The following is a 21,627-nucleotide window of genomic DNA, read 5'->3' as shown; positions in this document are numbered from 1 at the left end:
GCCAGCCTCAACGAGGGGCTGGCTGCATAAGAAGGTCTCCACGATTCGGGGGGATTGACAGGGCCCCTTGAGATGACGTCTTAAGCCCATACACTCTTGCTCCTGAACCACGCCAGGGGGGCGAATGGACGCCGTAGAAGCACCGCGCACCATGCCCATACGAAGACGGCTCATCATCGCCGCGATCATCGTGATCGCGCTCTTCGCGGGCCAGACCGCCGCGCTCATCGTTCAGCAACAGCAGATCCACGACCTGCAATCACGCAGTCAAAAGACTGGCCCGCGGGGCCCCGCCGGACCCGCCGGGCCAAGCGGAGAGCGCGGTCCGGCCGGCAACCGTGGCGTGGCAGGGCCGGCAGGGAAAGACGGCCGTGACGCGACCGACGTGGGAACAGTCATCCCGCCTGGTGACAGCAACGCACGCGTCACGCCCGGTACCCAGACCGAGGCCCGCGCCTACTGCACAAGCCAGGCAGCGGAAGCATGGCCGGACAGCAGTGACAGCGACCCCAGTGCAGACCAACTCACTGACACCTACACCTCGGCGACGCGCGAGAAGGCCTTCCAGCAGTGCATGAAGGACGAAGGCTTTCCGCAGTCTTGAATCCTGCGGTGGGCGACTGGTCCAGGCGCTCTTCCGCGGCCTCTTCGCCGCCGTCTTTCACGATCCCGGAGCCCGCCGACCAGGCCGCCAACCGCAAGCGACGTGGAAAGATCGGCAGTCGGCCCCCGGCCTTCGACCGCGAGGACTACAAAGCCCGACACGCCGTCGAATGCGGGATCAACCGGCTCAAGCGCAACCGGGCAGCTGCCACTCGCTTCGACAAACTCGCCGTCCGCTTCGAAGCTACCGCCCTGATCGCCACGATCGGCGAATGGATATGACGGACCAGCACGAGAACGATGCAGACTTTGCTCACTGCAGGCTGGGACGGGGAACCGCTGTCCTCACGATCGCGCAGCGGCTTCCCAAGCGGCAGTGACACACCCTTCTTCCCAGTGCCACCACTCCTTCGTCTCGCCGTGCTCCAACAGCTCGCGGATTTTCGGCAGGTCTGACTGCGGCGGGACATCCAAGGCCACCATCCGGAACTGCTCGATGCCTTCGCCCGTCGTGCCGAGGCGCTGGAAGACCTCCAGCACGCTCTGCCGGGCAGCGGCTGAGCCGTCGTCCTGCAACACGATGAGCCGGATGGTGCAGTTCTGCGAGGGCTGAACTGTTTCCCCGGCCCAGAGAACACCATCATCATCCGGTTGAACCCTGATGACGTCTCCGCTGGCGACTCCGCGAACGAACCAGGGCGTGTTGTCCAACCGCACCGTACTGTCGCCGAGGTCTACAGCCCACAAGCTCTCGACACTCGCCGGCGGCCAGCCATCCTCGTCTATGTCCATGCGGAAATGGACCTTCACGTGGTCGTCGCTGATGTTCGTCACCGAACCATCATCCACTTTCGCATCCACCAGACCGGACTGCGGAGTTTGGAAGGTGGGTGCTTCCGGATCCGGCTGGCAGCCCGCCTCGATCGCCGACGGACAGTCGCCAGAACCCAGTCAAATTCGCAGGTACCGTGCCAGCAGCCGTTGGGCCATCTCGTGGTCATAAAAGGTGGCCAGCTCGAGTGGCGTATCCGTACCAGGCGTAGTCAACTCGGGATCCGCTCCGTAGGCGAGCAAAATCGCGGTCAGTGCCGAGTTCATCGGCTCCCTTGACTGCGCCGCAGAGTCCCCTTCGAGCTCAATGGCATGCACGAGAAGGGTCTGACCGCAACAGACCTCGTTAGGGTCGACGCCTGCATCGAGTAGCCTCGACAACTCCTCAAAATTTCTAGCTTCAACCGCCTGGTGGGCCACCGTCCAGGGATTTTCAATCATTACAACCTCTATCGGATTCAGTAACCGCTCCTCCGTGATCTAAATAATTCACGGAGGAGCAATGGGCGACACTTATCTTCCGGAACGCTTCCATCGCGTTAGATGTCCTGCCGGACGCGCTGGATGACGGCCTCTCGCCCATCGAATAACAACTGCACGGCGATCTCGGACAGCGCCCGCCGGCCGCGACCACGGCCATCCGAGGGGTGAACAGAGGGGACTCGCAACTGCTCTGCGGGCGCTGCGCGTTGGGTTTTCCCTATCCGGTCCCGGCACTCACTGCAGGACCTGAGCGCTGCGGGCCGATTCGAGCCAGCTGGGAAACTCCTGGAGGAGCCGATCGTAGAGGAGATCATCGTCTACGGTGCGAGGATCGCGGCCTGCGTGGAAGTAGCCTGCGTTGTCGACGATGCGGTGTCGGGGTACGGCCAGGTCGTCGAGGCGGCGGAGAAAGGCGAACTCGTTGTCATGGGGGTCGCCAAAGCCGACGAACTGCCAGAACAGCGGCAGGCGGGCCGCTTTGCACAGGTATCGTTCAGCGGCGAACTTGCTGGTGGGCCCGCCGTCGGTCTGGAAGATCACCAGGGCCGGGGCCTGACTGCCGGAAGCCAGGTAGTGGTCGATGATGTCGTCGATGGCCCAGTGGTAGTTCGTCCGGCCCATGTGACCGAGGTTCTCGTGCAGCTTGTTGATGCGGCCACGATGGTCTCCGAGCTTGAGGTCGGTGGATCCGTCGACATCGGTGGAGAAGAACACCACCGGCACCGTGCCGTCGTCATCGAGGTGCGCGGACAAGGCGAGGACCTGCTCACCGAAATGCTGCATGGTGCCGTCCTTGTAATAGCGCCGCATCGACCCAGAGCGGTCCAGCACGAGATACACAGCAGCACGCACCCCCTCGAGACCGTGCGCGCACACGCTGGACCCAGCCGCCTTGTAAAGGCTCACCAAATCCGGGGCCTGCGCCCGCATCTTGGACAGGCTGATTGCCGGGCCCTCGTTTTGAAACCTGTCCATGGTCCGCACTCCTGTATCCCGTCCCACCCTCATCCTCTCGGTCCAGGCGCTACCGGACACTTGCCCAGTGCTCCACCCTTCAGGATAGAGGCGTAGGACATCTGGCCCGTAGCGGCCCGGAGGGCCGCAGCGCCATAGCAGAATCGCCTTGTTCGACAACGCAGTTGTCAGACCTACCGCCGGGTGGGCGGGAAGTCAGGCCTGTAGAGGCCTCATAAGACCGACCCTCACCACTCGGCAGGGGCCCGTGAAGCAGGGATCCGTGGTGGCACTGCGCAGCAGTGCAGACCGGAATCGCCTGCGCTCACGCAGGCGAGTGCGTCAACACGAGAGAGAGTTCTCCAACGAACCCCGATCAGTGCGCCTCGGTGTCACGACCCGAGAGGGCCGTCGGCGGTGGCGAACGTCCGCGTCTTCTTCCCGGTCGGTCCGGCGCCCCTGGCGGCCGTTCGCACTTCGACGTCAACCTGCGCGACATCGTGTGGGGCGGCCACCCCAGTGCTCGCCATCGAGCGGCCGCCCCGCCCCGCCGCGGGTCACCTCCAAACGCCCGGCGGCGGGAGTCCTCAGTCGGCCTGTGTCTCGCCGGGCCGGCGCGGCCAGCTCGTACCGACGTGGAAACCGTCGCAGATTGAGCCGCTGTAGAAGTGCCGGTGCGCGCCGTGGTGGCCGGCCGACAGAGTGCAGCGCCGTGTTCCTTCGGGCTGCCGGATGAAGCAGATGCCGGGGATCTCCACGTGCTCCTGCGGCGTCTTCTGCTGGGCGCTCATCGCCGCACCTGCCGCATCACGAGACGGAGCCACGTTCCCGGAACGCAGAGTCCCGGGTCGTCGGTGCACTGCTCGCAGGTCTGCGCGTGGTCGAGCTGCGCGGCATAGGCGTGCCGGATGGCGCAGGGGCGGCAGCCGCGGGGAAACCAGCGGGCCGCGGTGCCGTGGGCTTCCGTCTCCCGCATGCCGAGATCGATGGCGGTGGAGTTGCTCAGGGCGACGGCGCACCACACGCAGGCCCTTCCGCGCACTTGCGGCTCGGACAGGCCGCCAGGGGGTGGAACTTGGATGGGCGTCGCCTCAAGGGTGTTGCTCGGTCCGCTTCCCGCGCCGGATGCTCGACCCGTAATGTCGGCCATGTCGACTCCTGTTGGTCGGCCAGCCCCGGGACCGTTCACGCGGTCGCCGGGGCGCTGTACGACTCATGGAATCGGGGCGCTACTCAGGGTGACAGTGACGTGGCGTCCTAGTTTCGCGACGCTATTCGCCGACCCCGAGGAACTCGGCCAACGGCCTAAGCCCTGAAGGGTGGTTGGGCAGCGCCCACAGATCGCGCACGATGGCTACCGCCAGGGTGTGATGCTGCATCCACGTCGGCGCCACCCGGCGAAGCGACTCCAAGGCCTTCACTGCCCCTACCGCGTCGCCCAGATCCGTATGGGCTCGGGCCACGTCCAGCAGCAGCCACGTCCGCCACGAGGGCGGGGTGTCCTTGCTCAGCCGCATCCCCTTCGCCAGCGTCAGGGCCTGATCGGGGTGCCCGTACTGCACGGCCAGCCGAACCCGCTCGATGCGCACCGACGACGGGCTGAACACGCTGACCATCCGGCTGTCGCTGCCCTGCGGCAGCTTGGCCACACGAGAGGCTTCCTGCTCCGCGTGCTCCATCAACGCAGCTGCTGCCTGGTAGTCGTTGCTGCGCGCGGCCGACGTGGCAGCCGACATCGTCAGCGCGCCCCAGACTTTCAGGCCGTCAGCGGTGCCCGTCAGTCCACTCTCTTTCGTGTCGTCCGCGGCGTGCAGGGCGATCTCCAGGGCGTCACCGAGGCGCCCTTGCCGCTGGTAGGTCCACGCAACGGAGTTGACGATCATGGGGCGTAGCAGTGGGTCGGACGAGTGCCCCGCGGCATCTATGGCGCGCTCCAAACTGGTCAGGGCAAGATCCGTTTTCCCCATCCGTACGGCGACGTGCCCGGCCAGCTGGAGGGCCTTGCCCAGCGCCGCGAAACCGGCTCCCCGGTCCGCACGGTCGGGCGATGCCGTGGCGGTGCGCGCGTCCGAAATCATGTCGGGAAGTGTCTTCATGACGGTGTCGAACTCGGCCGCGTGGTACTGCGTCCAGCCGTCTGCGATCTGCTCGCGCAAGTCGGACAGTGAGAAATCGGGCCCGGGAGCCTTCGGCTCGGCCACCCAGAGCACCGGCATGATGGCGCGCCGCACGGCCACGAAGCGCGGCCCGTCATTGTCCCCCGTCGAGACGGCAGGAGGGTCCCCCAACAGGGTCGTCAGCTCCACGCCGAGGCCGTTCGCCAGCGCGTGGAGCGTAGGCAGGCGTGCCGAGTGCTTCCGCCCCTGCTCAAGCTGCCGGATCACGTCCACCGACACGTCCGAGCGCTCGGCCAGCTCCTCCTGGGTCAGGGAGGCCAGGCGGCGCAGGCGTCGCAGAGTTCGCCCCAGATCATCGTTAGCCACGCAGCCACCGTACGCCGGTCTTGCGGCCAGAGAGAGTGCCCGTCTGGCAGCAGGAGCCTCCGAACGACTAGGTGTGCCATCTCATGACGTTGGTGCCAGGGAGCCGACGTCCGCGAAGTGGTGGCCCTCATCAGGTAGGACGACGAAGACCCCGGATCCGGGAGGGCTATCTTCGGGCCGCGCATGGGCCTGGCCGACCCGGTGCCTCGGCCGAAGCCGACCGTCTCGTATCCGATCCCGTAGGGCCGGAGCCGCTGAGCCCGGCCTGGTGGCCGCGCGTGTGTGGCAGCGTTCTCCCGGGCGGTCAGCCGTTGTGCGGGTCCTCAATTGGCCAGGTCTATGCGTTCTTGCAGGTCAGTCCCTGAGCTAGCTCAGACCATTCGCTTCGTCACTCGCACGCGTTGCGGTACTTGTCCATGAGGTGTGGGAACAGCGACGTCCACTGCTTCTTGTCGACACTCAGTGGGCTGCCCTCGCACAGCTCCTCGTAGATGCCGTCGGTGTCGTAGGGCAGCACATAGGTCTGGCTCCTGCCGCCCGGGCCCGGCTGTTTCGGCTCGACCGCCATGTACGACTGCCCGCCGTCGACCGCGTTGGACACCACGACGCGGCTCGCCCCCTCCAGTGTCACCGTGCTCGGCGTACTCCAGCGGCCGTCGTCGTCAAGATCCCAGAGCCGGTACGGATTGCTCGTCAGCACGTTCTTGCCGTCCGGTGTCACCCGCACGTCGTCGGGGAGTTGGTCGATGCGCAGCGTACGGTCCTCGTCCACTTCAGGCTTCCGAGGATCGCGTACGTCCCAGAAGTGAACGTTGCCGTCTTTGAGCACGGTGACGATCTGGTCCGTGCCGACGGGATAGCCGGCTGCGGAGGCACCGGGGATCTTTCCTGCCTTCTTCGGATGGGCAGGATCCTTCATGTCCCACAGCCTGAGGTACTGCCCGGCCTCTTCGGTGAGCAGGATCTTGCTCTGGTACAGATAGCTCGCTCCACCGTCCGCCGCCGCTCCCTCGATGGTCCGGCTCAGGCGAGGCCGGGTCGGGTCGGAGACGTCCCAGAGCCGTATGTCCACTCCGTTCGCCACCGTGCCCAGTGCCTTGTCCCCTGTGAACCACAGGCGTCCGGTACTGAAGAGATCGCCACTGAGCTCCATGTCGGAAACGGATCGCCGGACCGGGAGCAACGGATCGCTGACATCCCACAGTTCGACCCCGCCGGTCGATGTCCCTGCGGCGAGCAGCTTTCCGTCGGTGCTCGTACGGGTCATGAGGTCCTGCGCTTCGACGTGGAAAGGCCTGCCCTGCTTCGGTGCGCCCGAGCGGCCGAAGACCCAGAACCGGAAGGTGTGCCGGTCCGACCCCTCGCGCCACTGGTGTGTGAGGAGCGCCGTGGCGCCGTCGCCAGGCAGGAACGAATTGGCCTCCCAGCCACGCGGCACTGTGAAGCGCACACGGGGTGCCGACGGTTTCCGCACGTCCCACACCCGTACCGTCGGGGAGCCTTGGACCGGGTCGAGGGCCGGTGTGTCGGTGAGTAACAGCCTCCCGTCCTTGCTGAGGACGCTCTCCCCGGGCTGTTCCATGGACAGCTTTCCGACGACGGCCGGGGCTGCCGGGCGGTTCGGCCACAGCCGGATCGCCCCGCTCACGTCACCGGCTGCCAGCACAACTCCGTCGGGGCTGTAGGCGACAGCCTGGGCTTCTTCGCTCGTCGTCAGTTCATCCGTCGTGGCATCGCCGCTGTAGAGCGTCTCGTTGTCGTCCGGCCCCACCTGTCGCACCAGCGTCCGGCTGCCCGAACTCATCGCGCCGGCCAGCAGGGTGCCGTCCTTGTTGAACGCCATCGACGAGACGATTTCGTTCCCCGTTCCGTCCCACTGCGGGCCGTAGCTGTCCTTCCCCTGCTCGACATGGCGCAACCGGGCCTCGGCGGGCCCGCCCTCGACCACCCAGTATGCGAGGCCCGCCGCACCGGCCGTCGCCACGAGAGGCCGACGCGGATGGAACGCCACCGAGGCGAGTGACTTGGTCTCCGCGGTGTCCCGCAGCACCGGCCGCAGCGGGTCCCGTGTGTCCCACACCCTGACCTGCGCCGGACGCTCACCGTCCTTGGCCGGTCGTACTCCGTTGCCGGTCACCAAATAGGCGCCGCTGCCGCTATATGCGAGCGACTTCAGAGCACTGTCCGCCACATCCCGGTCGAACCGAATTTCAGGAGCGTCGGGCCGGGACGCGTCCCACAATCGCAACCGCCCGCTGTCGCCACCGGCGGCTAGCGTGCGCCCATCAGGGCTGAAGGCCAGCGTGTACGCGACCTCGTGCGGGACCTGTCTGCCGGCGAGCAGTTGGGGCTCGTCGGGGTCGGCGGTGTCCCACAGTTCGAGGCGGGTGGGCGAATGCACCGCCAGTACCGTGCCACCGGGTTGGTAGGCGATGGACGCACTGCCCGTCGTGGGGATCGCATGTGCCATCCGGGGAACGCCGCGGCGGGACAGATCCCACAGCTGCACCTGTCCCCCCTCCTTGCCCGCCCGGTGCGACGCGGCCAACACCGCGCCGTCGGGTCGGTACGCAAGTGCGAGGACCGCTGAGCGCTCCGGCACTGGCAGATCGACCGGCGTCAGTGTCATGTAGGACGCGTAGAGGCTGGAGCGTGACTCCGATGTCTCGGCCGTGTGGTACGCGGCCAGGCTCAGCCGCATCGCCGTCTGCGGGTCGGCCTCCCTGAGACTGTCCGCCCGGGCCGCAAGCTGCTGGGCCACGAGTCGGGTCTCACGGGACTCCGACTCACGCTGCGCCGCACGCGAGTCAAGGCCGAAGTACACGGCCAGTCCCGTGACCACGAGAAGCAGGCACACCGCCGCGGCCACGCCCCGACGCCAGATGCTCCGGCGCCGCACACCGGCCGCGACAAACTCCCGTTCCACCGGCCTCAGCGGTACGATCCGCGCCCCGCTAACCCGCACCTCCTCCGCGGACTGCAACAGGCGCCCGGTGTAAAGGAGGTCGCGCCGTCGGCCGGACTCGGCCCAGACGTCCGCCGCAGTCCCCAACCGCTGTTGCAAAAGCAGCCCTGCCAGATCCTCGTCGATCCACTCACGCAGCAGCGGCCAGGCGTGGAGCAGCGCGTCGTGGCTGAGCTGGGCATGTTCGTCGTCCAGTACGACGAGCCGTGCCTCGGCCAACCGGCCGAGCAGCTCCACACCGTGGTCCAGATCGCTGAGCGGGACCCGCCGACGGACGATGCTTCCACTGCGGTCCACGACCTGCACGAGCCGCAACAGCAGTTCCCTCAGAGCGGGTTGCTCGTCGGCCGGAAGACTGTCGTGGATGGCGTTCGCGCTGTGCGATACCGAGGCCCACAGCCCGCCCGTCGCGTAGTACCCGGCGAACGTGAGCCTGCCTCGTCTGCGTCGGGCCCATGTCTCCTGAAGAGCGTGAGCGAGAAACGGCAGGGCGACCGCGTCCTGGCGGCCCGTCCGAGCCTGGCCCAGGTCCCGCAGAAGCACGTCGGCGAGTCCGTCCTCCAAAGTCAGACCCGCCTGTCGGGCGGGGCCCTCGATGGCGCGCCGCAGTTCCTCCTGGGTCATGGCGGGAACGTTGAACTGCCCCTGCTGCACCAGGGGCGCGAGTGTCTCGTCGCGCAAGCAGTGCTCATAGTGGTCGGCGCGCATTCCGATCACGATGTGTGGCGTGCCGGCGCGTCCGTCGGCGTCCTCGGCGTCGCCCTCAGTCCCTCCGGCCAGGGCCCGGGTGAACAGAGCACGCTCCTCCAGGTCCGTGCAGAGAGTGAAGGCCTCCTCCGCCTGGTCGACGACGAGGACGCCGGGACGGCGCGCCGCCGCCCCGGCCGGCGGCACGAACCTGCCTTCCCCCAAGGCCCGTTCGACCTCGTGGAAGGGCCTGTCTACGGCGTCGGCCCAGCGTTGAGCCAGGGTGCGGAACGGACGTTCCCCCAGTCCCTCCAGCAGGAGGACGGGGCCGAGCCCCGCCTCGTCCGCCGCGGGACAGAGCCCGGCCCGCAGCAGCGACGACTTCCCCACCCCGGAGGGACCGACCAGCACCACCGGTCCGGGCTGGCGCAGCCGCGCGACGAGGTCTCTCGTCAACTGCTCGCGCCCGTGGAAGAGGTGGCTCTGGTCCGGCAGGTAGGGGCGCATGCCGGGGTAGGGGCTATCGCTATCCGCGTTGCTCAGATCCTCGGCTGCGTCCTGCTCCGGGATCACCGCCGCGGCATGGGCGTTGCGCGCGACGCGCAGATCTCCGATCCGACCGGTGCTGCTCGCGTGGGGCCGGGCCGGTGTGCCCTGGAATCTGCGGTCCAGGTGCCGGTACAGGTCCGTGAGCCTGAACCATCGGGGCGCCCCGGGGTCCCCCTCGCGCAGCAGCCGCAGCAGCTCACCGGTGAAGGTAGTGTGCCGCTCGCCTTCTGGGGCGAACGAGGCGGCGTAGTGCATAGCCGAGGCCAGGAGGAAGCTGCCGTCGGGACGTGCCGTCGCGTAAGGGTCGGCCCGGCTCGCGCGCTCGGGGACGTCGGCAAGCCCGGAGAGACAGCAGTCGAGGACGACGACGGGGCGCAGTGGCGCCTCGCTCAATCGGTTTCTGATCTCTGTGTACGGGACGGCGTGCGCAGTGTCCCCGGGGCCGGTGACAGCCGCCGTCGCCAGATAGAGCTGGTCGCCCGGGCCAAGCAGGCCATGTCCGGCGAAGAAGACCAGGAGCACACCACCCTCGGCGCGACGCGCGGCCGAGTCGACCGTGGCCAGCACCTCGGCAGCGGTGGCGGGATCGACCATCAGGTCGATGCGGTCCTCCGCCATGCCGCACACGGCGCTCAGCACCGTGGCCAAGTCGCACGCCGACCGGACAGCACTGGGCAGATCGTGCAGCGCGGCGCCCTCGGGGTGCTGCCCCGTGCCGATCACCACGGCGCGGCAGTGCGGCCCTGCCAGATCGCTCACCGACAGCTCCTCGACCGCCGGCGATACGACGCCATACGCATCGGCCGCGGACGGTCCGCCTCCCTCAGGCGCCGCGCTGCTCGTCACCGTCGCCCCTCGTCCACCGCGTCCGCCACACCTCCGGCCGCCCCGGGCCGACCCAAGGGCTCCTCGAGTGCCGCGGCGACCCGCTGGGCCAGCTCGCTCACGCCCTGTGCCGTGAGGCCTCGCACCTTCTCCGCAGTGACGACGACCTGCGTGCCATCGGGCCTGGTGATCGTCACCGTGTGGCTTCCACGGCGGTTCTGCAGCCAGGCCACCACGGCTGCCGCGACGACGGCCGTCATACCGCCGGGCTGCAGCAGCAGCTCCAGCACATGGTCGACAGCCCCCATCGTGCCGGGTTGCGGTACCTGCGTGGCCGGCGGAACCAGCGCGCCCCTCAGCTCCGGCTGACGGACGAACCATCGCCGCAGATCCGCCGTGTCCGCCGCAGACCCCTGCACGTCCAGGACGAGCCGCATCCGTTCCACCCCCGTGACACCTGAAGCCGCCTCAGCCCATCTACTCAACTCACATATACAGTAAGGCAGTTCATTAGCATGAGCGAGAGAAGCCTGCGCCTAGCACGGCGTCTTGCAGCGGAGGGCATCCACGAGACCAGGACAGCCCGTCAGCCCCAGCACCCTGCGCAAATATACCCTCGAGCAACGGATCTGCGAGTGATGGGCAGCGGAGCGAGGACGCCTCGGCCGACCACCAGCTCTGGGCACCCTACTGAAGCGGCTCGCGCAGGACGGCGTCACCGCCGCGAGCCAACAACCCACCGAGCAGGACGTCGAGCGAGCGAAACCCTCACCTCCGGACTCGAACGCCACTACCGGGCACTGCGCGCCCACCAACTGGCTGAACCTCACGCCGACAGCCCTTCCTCCCTTGACATCTGCGAGCCGGAAGGTCACGTCCGCGGGAGTGGTGTATTGACGGCCACTCGGTGATCTCGTTTTGAGGCTATGCGGTGAGTTCGGTGGGCAGGGCGGTGTCGTCGGTTTCTGACTCGATCGGGTGGAGGCGGACCTTGGCGAGGAGTTCGCGGCCCATGTAGCGGCGGGCCTCGGTCCATTCGTCGTTCTGCTCGGCCAGCACCGCGCCGACCAGGCGGATCACGGCGTTGCGGTCGGGGAAAATCCCGACCACGTCGGTGCGGCGTCGGATCTCCTTGTTCAGCCTCTCCTGCGGATTGTTGGACCAGATCTGCCGCCAGATCTCGCGAGGGAACGCGGTGAACGCCAGCAGATCGTGCTGAGCGGCGTCCAAGTGGGCTGCGGCCTTGGGGAACTTGGCCTCCAGTGCGTCCAGGACGTGCCGCATCTGGGCCTGGACAGCGTCGCTGTCGGGCTGTTCGAAGACGGTCCGCAGCAGGGTGGCCACCCACGGCTGAGCGGATTTCGGAGCCTGGGAGAGCAGGTTGCGGGCGTAGTGAGTGCGACAGCGCTGCCAGGAGGCGCCCGGCAGGACAGCGCCGATCGCGGTGACCAGGCCGGTGTGGGCGTCGGAGATGACGAGCTGGACGCCGGACAGACCGCGGGCGATCAGTGAGCGCAGGAAGGCGAGCCAGCCGGCCCCGTCCTCGGCGGTGGCGACGTCGATGCCGAGGATCTCGCGGGGGCCGTCGGCGTTGACACCGACCGCGATCAGCGCGTGGACGTTGATGATGCGGCCGCCCTCGCGGACCTTCTGGGTCAGCGCATCCACCCAGACGAATGCGTAAGGGCCTTGGTCCAGGGGCCGGTTGCGGAACGCGGCGACCTGCTCGTCCAGGTGCTTGGCCATCGCGCTGACCTGGGACTTCGACAGCTGGGTGACGCCGAGGGACTCGGCGAGCTTCTCAACCCGGCGCGTGGAGACGCCGAGCAGATAGGCGGTGGCGACCACCGAAATGAGGGCCTGCTCGGCCCGCCGGCGCCGTTCGAGGAGCCAGTGCGGGAAGTAACTGCCCTGGCGCAGCTTGGGGACGGCCAGTTCGACGGTCCCGGCACGCGTGTCCCACTCGCGCGGGCGATAGCCGTTGCGCTGGTTGACGCGTTCGTCGCTGACCTGCCCGTACTCGGCGTTGCACAGGGCGTCGGCCTCCGCGGACATGAGTGCGTCGGCGAACGTCTTGACCATCGCGCGCAGCAAATCGGGACTCGCCGCGGCAAGGTTGTCCTCGGCGAGGGCGTGCAGGGGCAGACTGTCTGGTGCGGTCATCGTGCTGATCTCCTTCGAGGCTTCGACACTTCGAAGATCAGCCGGTGGCCGTTCATCTATGCGGGCACCCTCCCGATGCCGGAGCAAACCCCCGGATCAGGTCGAACCCGTACACCACTTCCCAGGACGCAACCCGTCCCGGTACGCGACCTCGCTGCCGCTTCCTCTTCTGGGACTTGGTGGGACAGACAATGGTTCCAGTGACTGCCGGGGGCCGTGCCCTTGCTGCACAAGCCACTCACGAGGTCGAACGGTCAGCGGTAGAGCGTCCGTCGCTGGGAATTGCCGCCGGTGCACTTGACGAGCGTGATGTGGGAGATGCTCCCCGCCCCCTCGCCAAGGCAGAAAGTCAGCCCGACGACGATTGAGCCGACCGACCACCCGCCACGTGTGTCTCGCTCAATCCGGACCGGGCATCAACCCTCAAAGGGCCGCCCTGCACAAAGGTTCAACCCTGATGGATCCATCACTCGATGGGAACATGAGCCATCACCCATGCGTACTATCGCTACGCTGCCACACCACCGTTCCCCGCGAAATCACCTGAACACGCGGGCCCACCTACTTCGGGCGCACTCACGATGGTGCGCCCGTACCCCTGAACTGAAAAGAGGCCAACACCATGACTGACAATCCCGTCACCGTCACCAGCGTGACATCTCAGTACGCCACTCAAGTCGCACAGGACCTCGATCTCAACGCCAAGGAACAGGAACGTATCAGCGCGGAACACTCCGCCCTGCAGGCGCAGTTGCGCATCCTGCAAGACGACCAGAATGTGCTGCACAGCATCCAGAAGACGCTCGGCAACCGACCGGCATCCGCCCCGACAACTCCGAAGCCTTCGACGCCTCTGCCCCAGCAGGCATCCGGCAAGACCACCACCCGGCGTGCCCCGTCCAAGAATGCAGCCAAGGCCCCCCGCACGAAAAAGACCACCGTGCAGGCCAAGAAGGACAAGACCCAGGGCGCCGAGTCGAAGGCGGCTACCTCATCGGCGCAGCCCACGCTGATCGCGCTCATCCGCACTCACCTCGACCAGCAGAAAGAACCCCGTTCCGCGGCGGAAGTCGCCTCGACACTGGCTGAGGCCCACCCTCGGCGCACCATCAAGCCGACCGTCGTGCGCACCACGCTCGAAAATCTTGTCGCCAAGAGCCAGGCCCATCGCTCGAAGCAGGGCGCCTCGGTCCTCTACACGTCAGTTACCGTGCAGGCCCCGACCGAGAAGGCCCCGGCTCCCGTCATCTGACAGCCCGTGGCCGCCTGCCTTCCACACGCTTCGACAGCTTTGCGGGTAACCGCGCGCCACCCGTGCGCTCCATGCTCGGCGACAGGCTGACAGGGCGTCTTCCAGGTCGGCTCTCTGCTGGTCCGTCATCGGCCCGAGAACACAGACCGGGACCATCTTGCCTTGACGAGCGACGATGCTCCCCGGGTACAACGTGGGCCACCCCGCTGGACGAGAGTGCGGACGCTTTGCACCCTTCACCAGCCTGACATGGATCCCCGTATACCGATGCAGGTGAATCTTCGCGCTGAAATAACTTCGCCCTCCCATCAATCTCCGCAATCGAGACCTTGTCCAGGTCGCTCCACCGCAATGCCTGCTGGCGGCGCTGACCGTGTCGATGTGTCGATGCCTTGCGGCCCGAATTTTAAGGACCAGCCGGCGGTTCGGCGCAGGAAGGCCAGTACGGGGAGATAGATGAGGACAGCGGCAGGGTGAACAGTGCGCAGACACCCGAAACCACGAGGAGAGCCATCCTCAAGGCGGTGGTCTCGCACGCATGCGGCGGAACGCGGGACCACTCACGGAACGCTGTTCCTGCGCGTTCGGACCCCGATCACGCGGAGCGGCGCGCAGAGGCCAAATCGGCCGCTGCGCGCCGCCAAGCAATACTCGGCCGGCGTCTGCTTCACGGTCACCCCGGACGCGAGGTCAGTGGCGGCCGCCCTGTCCAGCCTGATCCTGACCGCCACCCTGACCGCCCTGACCGCCCTGACCGCCCTGACCGCCCTGACCGCCCTGACCGCCCTGACCAGCGTGGCCCTGGCCGGTCTGACCGCCCTGACCCTGGTGGCCGCCCGGACCGTTCTGCCCCTGGCCGCCTTGGCCGTTCTGGCCGCCCTGACCCTGGCTGCCACCCTGGCCGTTCTGACCGCCCTGACCCTGGTGGCCGCCCGGACCGTTCTGCCCCTGGCCGCCTTGGCCGTTCTGGCCGCCCTGACCCTGGCTGCCACCCTGGCCGTTCTGGCCGCCCTGACCCTGGCTGCCACCCTGGCCGTTCTGACCGCCCTGACCCTGGTGGCCGCCCGGACCGTTCTGCCCCTGACCGCCCTGGCCGCCTTGGCCGTTCTGACCGCCATGACCCTGGTGGCCGCCCGGACCGTTCTGCCCCTGACCGCCCTGACCGCCGTGCTGGCCCTGGTGGCCGCCCGGACCGTGCTGGCCCGGGTGCACTCCCCCGACGCCGCCGTGGTGCCCTGCGTCACGGGGGTGGCCGCCGAGGTCACCCCAGCGCCAGCCGTCACGGTTACGGTGGTGGCCGCCGAAGGTGCCCCAGCGCCAGCCGTCACGGTCACGGTAGTGACGGCCGCCCCAGGAGACCTCGTCGACGAACCGGCCGTCGTCGTTGCGCAGCGTGGCGGTGTCAGAGCGGTTGTCCCACACGTAGTTGCGGCGGTCTTGGTAGACGTCGCGGTAGGTGTCGCGGCCGATACCGGTGTGGACACGGACGGTCGAGCGGCCGCCCAGGCGGAAGTGTTCGAAGGTGTAGGTGTGGCCGTCCTCGTCCGACAGCCTCCAGCCGTCCAGGTTCACACTGTGACGGGAGGTGTTGGTGACGTCGATCCATTCCCGGTTCAGGGAGTAGTTGGAGCGGTCGTCGAAGCCCGGCGAGTCGTACTGCACGCCGCTGATCACCACACCCGACCGGTATGCGGCAGCGTGGTGGGGGCTGGACTGGGCGGAGGCCGGAAGCGCGGCCGCGCCGAGAGCGACGCCGGACGCGAGAGACGCGGCGGCCATGCGACGGATCGAACGAGAAGACATCAACAGTGCTCCCCTTGGAGTACGAGCCCGCCCCCGGACCAGCGTGGAGGGCCGGGAGCGGGCGGTTTGCGGATCCCGGCTGATGCCGAGGACCCACAGACTGACCACCCGACCGACCTGGTACGAGTTGCGCCGGTTCGTGTCGCAGTATCCGGATATTTCTGTGACAGTCGCCTGCAGCAGGCAACCAACTCTGCAGGCCGCAGGAACAGTTCACGGGCGACTGCATCCATCCTCTGATCATCACGGGTGAAGCGGTTTCCTTCCCCCACACCCCCACCGCACCACCCACCCGCCTCGCACCAGAGCCCCCTTCCGTACGTAACAGGCAAGTATGAATAATTAGCGCGCAATCCTTCGATAGGCCGCCCTCGGCGGGGCCGGCTACGGGGCGGGAGCCTGGCTGGAGGGCGGCGGCCAGGTGGACGACCTGCGGGAGAACTTCGTACGGAGCCGGCGATGACCGGCCCGGCCCAGCGGGGCACGACGGACATCGCCGACAAGGCGGTCCGCAGAATCGCCGAACGGGCGGCCGAGGAGGCCCTGCCGGTCCCTGCCTCCGGGACCGGCAGGACCTCGGTGGCCGTCCACGGGCGCCGCGCCGCCGTCGCGCTGCGCGTCGCCCTGCCCTATCCGGCGGCGCTGTCCGACACCGCCCGCAGGGTGCAGCGGCATGTGGCGGCCCGGACCGGCGAACTGACCGGTCTGGACATCCGTGCGGCGCGTCTGACCGTCACGCGGCTTGCCCTGTCCTCGGCGCGGACTCCCCCGGTGGCGCAGGCAGAGGAGATGCCGGACGCACGTCGTCCCCCGCGGCGCTGGTGGTCGCAGCGGAGGGTCCCGATGACCGTCGTGATCCTGCCCGTCGCCGCGGCCTGCGCCGCCGTCACCGCCGATGTGATCCGGGTGCATGCGACGGGCCAGGGCGCCGCGGCGTGGCGGATGAGTGTGGTGTCCTGGCTCGCCGGCCACGGGCCCGGGGACACGTCCGTCGTCGTCGCGGGTGCTGTCGTCGCTCTGCTAGGCGTGTGGCTGATCGTGCTCGCGCTGACGCCCGGACGCCGTCAGCAGATGCCCCTGTCCGTGACCTCGCGCGAGTGGAACGCCGCGGTCGACCGTGCGACGGTGGCCACCTTTGTCCGGGACGCGGTCGGGGACGTGCCCGGCATGGGTGCGGTCGACGTACGGGCGCGCCGGCGACGCGTGCGGGTCCGGGCCCGCCTCGCCTTCGGCGACCGTGATCAGGCCCGTGAGCAGGCGACCGCCATCGCGCGTCAGGCGCTGGCGGCATGCGGGCTGGGCCGCACCCCGCGACTGAAGCTGACGGTCACCCCGGAGCCCACGTGGCAGCCTCCGGCCTCCGGGACCCCGGCCTCCGAGACACCCATCTCCGGGACCCCGATCTCCGAGACCCCGGCCGACCTGCAGCTCACCGGCGAGGTCACCGCGGGAGGTGAGCGATGATGCGGGAGCCGCGCAGTACCGCCAACCGCACCGTTCTGGCCGTCACGGGAATGGCGCTGGCCCTCGGCGGCCTCTGGTTGGCCACTGCCCGTACGTCCCTCGCCGCGCACCTGCCCGGCGGATGGCCCGTCCCGTCCGCCGGCAGTGTGCTGCTGGACCGCGACGGCCTGGCCACCTTGCGCAGCCACGACTGGTGGACGCCCGTTGTCCCCGCGGTCGGCGTGTCGGCCACTCTGCTCCTGACGCTGTGGCTGCTCAGCCAGCTCCACGTCCGCAACCGCTCCCGACTGCCGCTGGCGGCGCCGGGCGGCACGCTGCGGACCCACGCGCTGGAGTGCGCCGTGAGCGAGCGTGCCACCGCCATCGACGGCGTCGCCCGCTGCCGCGTCCGCATCCATACCCGGCGCCGACGCCTGCACTTGCGGATCCACACCTGGCTCGCCCCTGACACCGCCCCCGAAGCGGTCCTCGACGCACTCACCGCTGTCACCGCGGAACTGGAGCACGCCACCGCCCCGTACACCGTCGAGGCCCGCGTACGACTCAGCAACCGAACACACCGCATGCAGCACGTCCGCTGACTCCTCCCCACCCGCCCGGAACTCGCAACTCACGCACCGAACCACAGAGCGCGCATCGCGCCGCCAGCTGCCGCTCCCCTCGCACAGGACTCACCGGATCGTGAACGCCCACGTGTTCGCGGCGCTCGCGGAGTTCATCCGCGAACTCATCGTGCAGGGCACCAACGAGGGCCTGGACGCCGCCCGCGCCCGCGGCGCCCGACTCGGCCGCCCGCCGGCGATGACGGAGGAACAGGTACGTCACGCCCGCGACCTGCTCGCCCGCCTGGAGAACACCGTCACTTCGATCGCAAAGCTCCTCGGCGTCTCTCGGGCTCCGTTGCTCTGCGCCGAGGCTCCTTCAACTCCCTTGCGTAACCTGCGAAAACGCTGCGCTTGAGGCGCTCGTCGCCGAACAAACGGTGACCGTACGGGTGATGGCCGTCAGCGCAGGGTCCCTGACGCCGGTGCAACGTGCAGGACCTTTCGCGGCCTTGACAGGTGCGCAGGTGGGGCGGCAACTGAGACTCCGAGAGGTGCCGTGTGAGGTGACGGCGAATCTCCGGGAACGTGGCAACACCTGCCGCTGCTGCGGGCAGGGGGCAGGCGCTGCACGTCAGTACGGGACGCCCAGCTGGACTGCTGATCGTGATGGTCCAGGCGCGTGAGGGCAAGGCGGTGGTCATCGGTCCTTCCAGGCAGTGATGGACGGTCCCCGGGCCTCCTCGCGAGGCGGCTCCGAGCGCGGTCAGGGAGAGTGCGCCGGTAGGCGTCCCGCAGGAGTTCCGCTCCCACTCCGAGCCAGGGCCCCGGCTCGGAGTGGGAGCGGTTCACGGGCGACAAGTTCCCAGGAGCCCCCGTGGTGGGATCCGTTGACGCAGGTGTTGCCGAAGGCGGGGTTGAGCAGCCCGATCACGCTGATCGTGTTCCCACAGGCGTTGACCGGTACAGGGTCATGGCGGGCAAGAGGCGGAAGTTCGACGCAGAGTTCCGTGAGAGGGCTGTGCGGATCGTGGCCGAGACCGGCAAGCCATGGATCTCATCTCCGAACAGGGTTGCTTTGTCAGGGTGCTGGGCTTCGAAGCGCCGGCCCAGGCGGCGCACGATGTCGCGGGCAGCCAGCGACGCCGGCCCGTCACCCTGCCCGAGCAGATGCAGTGCGTACCGGACGACCCGCGCCTCAGCGAACGTCATCAGCGGGACCAGCGGGCCGCCCTGATCCAGCACTTCCGACAGCCGGTCATCAATGTCTTCCATGATCAGGCCAACGTTCTCGAGAACCCGCTGTCACGGCCACGTCCACTCGCCAGGACCGCGTTCACTCTCAAAATCGCAACCGGCCCCGCTCAACGACGCCCGCATCGCGCACATGCCAAACACAGTTTCATCACGCAAGCTCCACAGGAGGCGCCGAACGCGACACAATCACAGCTCGACAGCAACACCTTGGGGGGACCATGGAAAACGACGTCACGCCGGCTCCGATGCCGAGCTACCCGCCGACGGCACCGGTGAAGAAGAACCGCACCAACGCGTACATCATCGGCAGCGCCGCCATCGCTATTGTCGCCATCGTCACGGTCGGCGTTATCACCGCCAACAGCCGCGGCGACGACGAAGCCGCGCCGACCCCGACCGTCACTGTCACGGAAACCGCGGCAGTTGAACAGGACGCGAAGCCAACCGAGCAGGAAGCCGGCGTCAAGACCGGCGACGAGGCCCGCAACGGGGGAGCCGTCGTCAAGATCACTAAGGTGACGACGAGCAACACCATCACACTCGCCGGGGCACAGAAGAAGGCAGGCGCCGACGCCAAGTTCGTAACTGTGAAGACCGTCGTCATCAATGAGGCAAAGAGCAGCATGGACCTCACCTGCGACCTCCCCATCAATAACGCACTCATCGACGACCAGGGCCGTCGGTTCGACACCGTCGACGACCTCTACGAAGTCGCCGGGAATCCCGAATGCAACGCCCAACTGCAACCCGGCTTCAAGGACGAGATGCTCTGGGTCTACCGCCTACCAAGAGATGCCAAGATCGCATCTTGGGAGTTCTCCGAGTACGACCTCGACAGCGAACGGACGCCCACCCTCATCGACCTCACCTGAACCACCGGCGCGCACAACCAGCAGCTCATGCCGCTGAGTTCTGGTGCTCCACCCCTTCATGGCGATGCCCCGCGTGCCTAGACCTCAGTAGGGGCGCGGGGCACCTTGGCGCGGCGCGCGCGGCCGTATGACGGGCTGACTATCCCCACTCGCGAGTGAATCGGCCCGTCGTGGTGTCGACTCGCCGGGCGGCATCCCGCTACGAAGAACCTGACCCGTTCTTGATCTTCGAGGAGCCTCGTGCGCACCTTCGCCCGCACTGCTGCCCTGTTCAGCGCCATCGCCGTACTCGCCATCCCCACCGCCACAACAGCCCAGGCCGCGCCCGGGCCTTTCGGTAGTCCCGGCGACGTCATCACCACCCCCCTCCAGTACGCGTTGAAAGCCCTGCCCATCGCGGACGAAGACCGCACCGGCTACCAGCGCACCAGCTTCAAGCACTGGATCGACGCCGACAAAGACGGCTGCAACACCCGCGCCGAAGTCCTCAAGGCCGAAGCATTCATGACCCCCGAGCAGGGCCTCAAGTGCAAGCTCACCGGCGGACGCTGGTACTCGGAGTACGACGACCAGTACATCGACGGGGCAAGCGGCCTCGACGTAGACCACCGGGTCCCGCTCGCTGAAGCCTGGGACTCTGGCGCCTCACGCTGGACCGCGGCCGAACGCCAGGCCTACGCCAACGACCTCGGCGACGACCGCGCACTCATCGCCGTGTCCGCAAAGTCGAACCGAAGCAAAGCCGACCAAGACCCCGCGACCTGGATGCCGCCCGCCGCAAGCGACCACTGCGACTACCTTCGAGACTGGATCGTCGTCAAAGTGCGCTGGCAGCTTGCCATCGACCCGGCCGAACAGAGCGCCCTGTCTGACGACTTGGCCCAGTGCCCCAACGCCCCAGTTAAGGTCACCCTCGCGCGATAGCCTCAGCGCAACGCCCACCCTGTATTTGGGAGGGGCAAGGGGGAATAGTGCGGGCCGGCGGATCCACTACGGACAGATCGGCATCCATGGCCTCGGCAACAGCGCCCCCCGGTCCGCGACGGCGGAGCGGGGGGGCGCTGTCGTGTGAGCGGTGGAGGATCCGAGCCGCCAGCTTCCGGCCTGAGTGGATCAGCGTCCGTAGAAGGAGAGCACCACGTCTCTGACGCCGGCTGCGGTTCGTAGAAAGTGCCGTCGCGGATCACCGCGAAGAGCACGTCGGCCCGGCGGGCGGTGCGCCAACATCGTCACCGTGGCCTACTTCGAAACCTGAGACGGGGCGCCGGCTCGGTTGCATGCATCAGGCGTCAGGCATCAGGCACCGGAACTCGGCTCGGGTTCGGGGGCGACATAGGAGTCCGCTGGCACCGGCGAGCCGCTCTGCACCGCACGCGCGTACTCCGCCTCGACGAGGCGGGCGAACCTTGCATCCGCTCCTCCTTCCGCTGCCCCGACAGCCATCCAAGTAGAACGACTGATCTCCCAGTGCTGACGAGCGATCTCTCCTCTGAAGTGCAACTCGAGCACGACTCGCAAGTGGTCGTCGCTGAAGCGGCCTAGGACGTAATCTGTTCGCAACGTGGCGACATGCATGTTGGTGAAGAGTAGTTGTTTCCACCGAGTTTCGGTCTGGCCGATATTCAGTGGCTCCGTACACGGTATGAGCTCTGGATTGCTGATGATCTCGAACAAAGTCTCTCGATGCGCAGTTCTCTGAGCCTCGACTAGAGCCATCCGGGCCTGAGTGTTTTGCTGCCGAATTGAAATCACGATGCCAATCAACGCTGCACCTGAGAACAACACCCCCAGGCCGCCATAGGCCTGGCTGATGCTGCTGAGCTCTCCCCAGTCCATCCCCCTCGGCGCGGCCCACCGCAGGATGGACGGGGTTCCCGCAACCAGCAGGGTCACA

At 67.8% G+C, this 21,627-nt stretch carries 19 protein-coding genes and 2 pseudogenes; 8 read left to right on the top strand and 13 right to left on the bottom strand.

Annotated features, from left to right (window positions below; genetic code table 11):
- The first annotated feature begins 124 nt into the window (after positions 1-124).
- Positions 125-604 carry a collagen-like protein gene (locus CG723_RS40950; RefSeq protein WP_100598634.1) on the top strand — a complete coding sequence of 160 codons (480 nt, stop codon included), beginning with the start codon at positions 125-127 and terminating at the stop codon, positions 602-604.
- 62 nt (positions 605-666) lie between these two features.
- Positions 667-885 (top strand): annotated as a pseudogene (locus CG723_RS40945) (IS5 family transposase); the annotation flags it as partial.
- 63 nt (positions 886-948) lie between these two features.
- On the opposite strand, the gene CG723_RS40940 reads toward CG723_RS40945, so the two are convergent.
- The 9 genes from CG723_RS40940 to CG723_RS40900 all read right to left on the bottom strand — a co-directional run bounded on the left by CG723_RS40940 (position 949) and on the right by CG723_RS40900 (position 12,543).
- Positions 949-1,437, bottom strand: coding sequence for a DUF4265 domain-containing protein (locus CG723_RS40940; RefSeq protein WP_234374790.1), 489 nt, complete (start codon positions 1,435-1,437; stop codon positions 949-951).
- A 117-nt stretch (positions 1,438-1,554) separates the two neighbouring features.
- On the bottom strand, positions 1,555-1,875 hold the full coding sequence (locus CG723_RS40935) for an ankyrin repeat domain-containing protein (protein WP_100598633.1): 321 nt from the start codon (positions 1,873-1,875) through the stop codon (positions 1,555-1,557).
- A gap of 276 nt (positions 1,876-2,151) precedes the next feature.
- Positions 2,152-2,892 carry a VWA domain-containing protein gene (locus CG723_RS40930; RefSeq protein WP_234374789.1) on the bottom strand — a complete coding sequence of 247 codons (741 nt, stop codon included), beginning with the start codon at positions 2,890-2,892 and terminating at the stop codon, positions 2,152-2,154.
- A 566-nt stretch (positions 2,893-3,458) separates the two neighbouring features.
- Entirely contained in the window at positions 3,459-3,662 is a 204-nt protein-coding gene (locus CG723_RS40925) for a hypothetical protein (protein WP_100598632.1), read from the bottom strand.
- On the bottom strand, positions 3,659-4,021 hold the full coding sequence (locus CG723_RS40920; protein ID WP_234374788.1) for a hypothetical protein: 363 nt from the start codon (positions 4,019-4,021) through the stop codon (positions 3,659-3,661). Before CG723_RS40920 ends, CG723_RS40925 begins: the two co-directional genes overlap by 4 nt.
- 121 nt (positions 4,022-4,142) lie before the next feature.
- On the bottom strand, positions 4,143-5,354 hold the full coding sequence (locus CG723_RS40915) for a helix-turn-helix domain-containing protein (RefSeq protein ID WP_100598631.1): 1,212 nt from the start codon (positions 5,352-5,354) through the stop codon (positions 4,143-4,145).
- A 388-nt stretch (positions 5,355-5,742) separates the two neighbouring features.
- Positions 5,743-10,314: a caspase, EACC1-associated type gene (locus CG723_RS40910; protein ID WP_159032655.1), complete on the bottom strand. Its 4,572-nt coding sequence runs from the start codon at positions 10,312-10,314 to the stop codon at positions 5,743-5,745.
- A gap of 83 nt (positions 10,315-10,397) precedes the next feature.
- Positions 10,398-10,817 (bottom strand): effector-associated constant component EACC1, encoded by a 420-nt coding sequence (locus CG723_RS46615; protein ID WP_100598629.1) that lies wholly within the window; start codon positions 10,815-10,817, stop codon positions 10,398-10,400.
- Positions 10,818-11,304: 487 nt separating this feature from the next.
- Positions 11,305-12,543 carry an IS256 family transposase gene (locus CG723_RS40900; RefSeq protein ID WP_100598628.1) on the bottom strand — a complete coding sequence of 413 codons (1,239 nt, stop codon included), beginning with the start codon at positions 12,541-12,543 and terminating at the stop codon, positions 11,305-11,307.
- A 622-nt stretch (positions 12,544-13,165) separates the two neighbouring features.
- On the opposite strand from CG723_RS40900, the gene CG723_RS40895 reads away from it, so the two are divergent.
- The gene (locus CG723_RS40895) at positions 13,166-13,795 is read left to right on the top strand and encodes a hypothetical protein (RefSeq protein WP_100598627.1); all 630 of its coding nucleotides are present in this window, start codon (positions 13,166-13,168) and stop codon (positions 13,793-13,795) included.
- 690 nt (positions 13,796-14,485) lie between these two features.
- On the opposite strand, the gene CG723_RS49425 is transcribed toward CG723_RS40895, so the two are convergent.
- Positions 14,486-15,574, bottom strand: coding sequence for a lamin tail domain-containing protein (locus tag CG723_RS49425; protein WP_442802634.1), 1,089 nt, complete (start codon positions 15,572-15,574; stop codon positions 14,486-14,488).
- A 483-nt stretch (positions 15,575-16,057) separates the two neighbouring features.
- Here CG723_RS49425 and CG723_RS40885 point away from each other — a divergent pair, with 483 nt between their 5' ends.
- The 3 genes from CG723_RS40885 to CG723_RS40875 all read left to right on the top strand — a co-directional run bounded on the left by CG723_RS40885 (position 16,058) and on the right by CG723_RS40875 (position 18,022).
- A complete protein-coding gene (locus CG723_RS40885) occupies positions 16,058-17,062 on the top strand; it encodes a DUF6286 domain-containing Asp23/Gls24 family envelope stress response protein (protein ID WP_100598625.1) in 1,005 nt (334 codons plus the stop codon).
- Positions 17,059-17,643, top strand: a complete 585-nt coding sequence (locus tag CG723_RS40880; RefSeq protein ID WP_100598624.1) for a hypothetical protein — start codon at positions 17,059-17,061, stop codon at positions 17,641-17,643. The genes CG723_RS40885 and CG723_RS40880 overlap by 4 nt, the downstream gene beginning before the upstream one ends.
- Before the next feature lie 100 nt (positions 17,644-17,743).
- Positions 17,744-18,022 carry a helix-turn-helix domain-containing protein gene (locus CG723_RS40875; protein WP_234374787.1) on the top strand — a complete coding sequence of 93 codons (279 nt, stop codon included), beginning with the start codon at positions 17,744-17,746 and terminating at the stop codon, positions 18,020-18,022.
- Between the two features lie 348 nt (positions 18,023-18,370).
- On the opposite strand, the pseudogene CG723_RS48310 reads toward CG723_RS40875, so the two are convergent.
- Positions 18,371-18,571: pseudogene (locus tag CG723_RS48310) on the bottom strand (chaplin); the annotation flags it as partial.
- Complete coding sequence (locus tag CG723_RS40865) at positions 18,535-18,879, bottom strand: hypothetical protein (RefSeq protein ID WP_100598623.1); 345 nt, start codon at positions 18,877-18,879, stop codon at positions 18,535-18,537. The pseudogene CG723_RS48310 and the gene CG723_RS40865, both read right to left, overlap by 37 nt.
- A 200-nt stretch (positions 18,880-19,079) precedes the next feature.
- Here CG723_RS40865 and CG723_RS40860 point away from each other — a divergent pair, with 200 nt between their 5' ends.
- A complete protein-coding gene (locus tag CG723_RS40860) occupies positions 19,080-19,733 on the top strand; it encodes a hypothetical protein (RefSeq protein WP_159032653.1) in 654 nt (217 codons plus the stop codon).
- Positions 19,734-19,973: 240 nt separating this feature from the next.
- Positions 19,974-20,657, top strand: a complete 684-nt coding sequence (locus CG723_RS40855; RefSeq protein ID WP_199842088.1) for an HNH endonuclease family protein — start codon at positions 19,974-19,976, stop codon at positions 20,655-20,657.
- A 372-nt stretch (positions 20,658-21,029) separates the two neighbouring features.
- Here the strand turns inward: CG723_RS40855 and CG723_RS40850 are convergent, their stop codons facing one another.
- Positions 21,030-21,626, bottom strand: coding sequence for a DUF6082 family protein (locus tag CG723_RS40850; protein WP_100598621.1), 597 nt, complete (start codon positions 21,624-21,626; stop codon positions 21,030-21,032).
- Between the last annotated feature and the right edge of the window lies 1 nt (position 21,627).

It is taken from the genome of Streptomyces sp. CB01635 (genome assembly GCF_002803065.1).
Lineage (GTDB): Bacteria > Actinomycetota > Actinomycetes > Streptomycetales > Streptomycetaceae > Streptomyces.
The sequence above is the reverse complement of the archived record's forward strand: the minus strand, read 5'-3'. Positions and strand labels throughout refer to the sequence as shown.

What these genes read in the sequence shown, in the direction of transcription:
- CG723_RS40920 (WP_234374788.1), bottom strand. Translation starts at nt 4,021, where the DNA reads ATGGCCGACATTACGGGTCGAGCATCCGGCGCGGGAAGCGGACCGAGC.
- CG723_RS49425 (WP_442802634.1), bottom strand. Translation starts at nt 15,574, where the DNA reads ATGGCCGCCGCGTCTCTCGCGTCCGGCGTCGCTCTCGGCGCGGCCGCG.
- CG723_RS40860 (WP_159032653.1), top strand. Translation starts at nt 19,080, where the DNA reads ATGGAAAACGACGTCACGCCGGCTCCGATGCCGAGCTACCCGCCGACG.
- CG723_RS40865 (WP_100598623.1), bottom strand. Translation starts at nt 18,879, where the DNA reads ATGGAAGACATTGATGACCGGCTGTCGGAAGTGCTGGATCAGGGCGGC.
- CG723_RS40925 (WP_100598632.1), bottom strand. Translation starts at nt 3,662, where the DNA reads ATGAGCGCCCAGCAGAAGACGCCGCAGGAGCACGTGGAGATCCCCGGC.
- CG723_RS46615 (WP_100598629.1), bottom strand. Translation starts at nt 10,817, where the DNA reads ATGCGGCTCGTCCTGGACGTGCAGGGGTCTGCGGCGGACACGGCGGAT.
- CG723_RS40900 (WP_100598628.1), bottom strand. Translation starts at nt 12,543, where the DNA reads ATGACCGCACCAGACAGTCTGCCCCTGCACGCCCTCGCCGAGGACAAC.
- CG723_RS40895 (WP_100598627.1), top strand. Translation starts at nt 13,166, where the DNA reads ATGACTGACAATCCCGTCACCGTCACCAGCGTGACATCTCAGTACGCC.
- CG723_RS40935 (WP_100598633.1), bottom strand. Translation starts at nt 1,875, where the DNA reads ATGATTGAAAATCCCTGGACGGTGGCCCACCAGGCGGTTGAAGCTAGA.
- CG723_RS40880 (WP_100598624.1), top strand. Translation starts at nt 17,059, where the DNA reads ATGATGCGGGAGCCGCGCAGTACCGCCAACCGCACCGTTCTGGCCGTC.
- CG723_RS40885 (WP_100598625.1), top strand. Translation starts at nt 16,058, where the DNA reads ATGACCGGCCCGGCCCAGCGGGGCACGACGGACATCGCCGACAAGGCG.
- CG723_RS40950 (WP_100598634.1), top strand. Translation starts at nt 125, where the DNA reads ATGGACGCCGTAGAAGCACCGCGCACCATGCCCATACGAAGACGGCTC.
- CG723_RS40930 (WP_234374789.1), bottom strand. Translation starts at nt 2,892, where the DNA reads ATGGACAGGTTTCAAAACGAGGGCCCGGCAATCAGCCTGTCCAAGATG.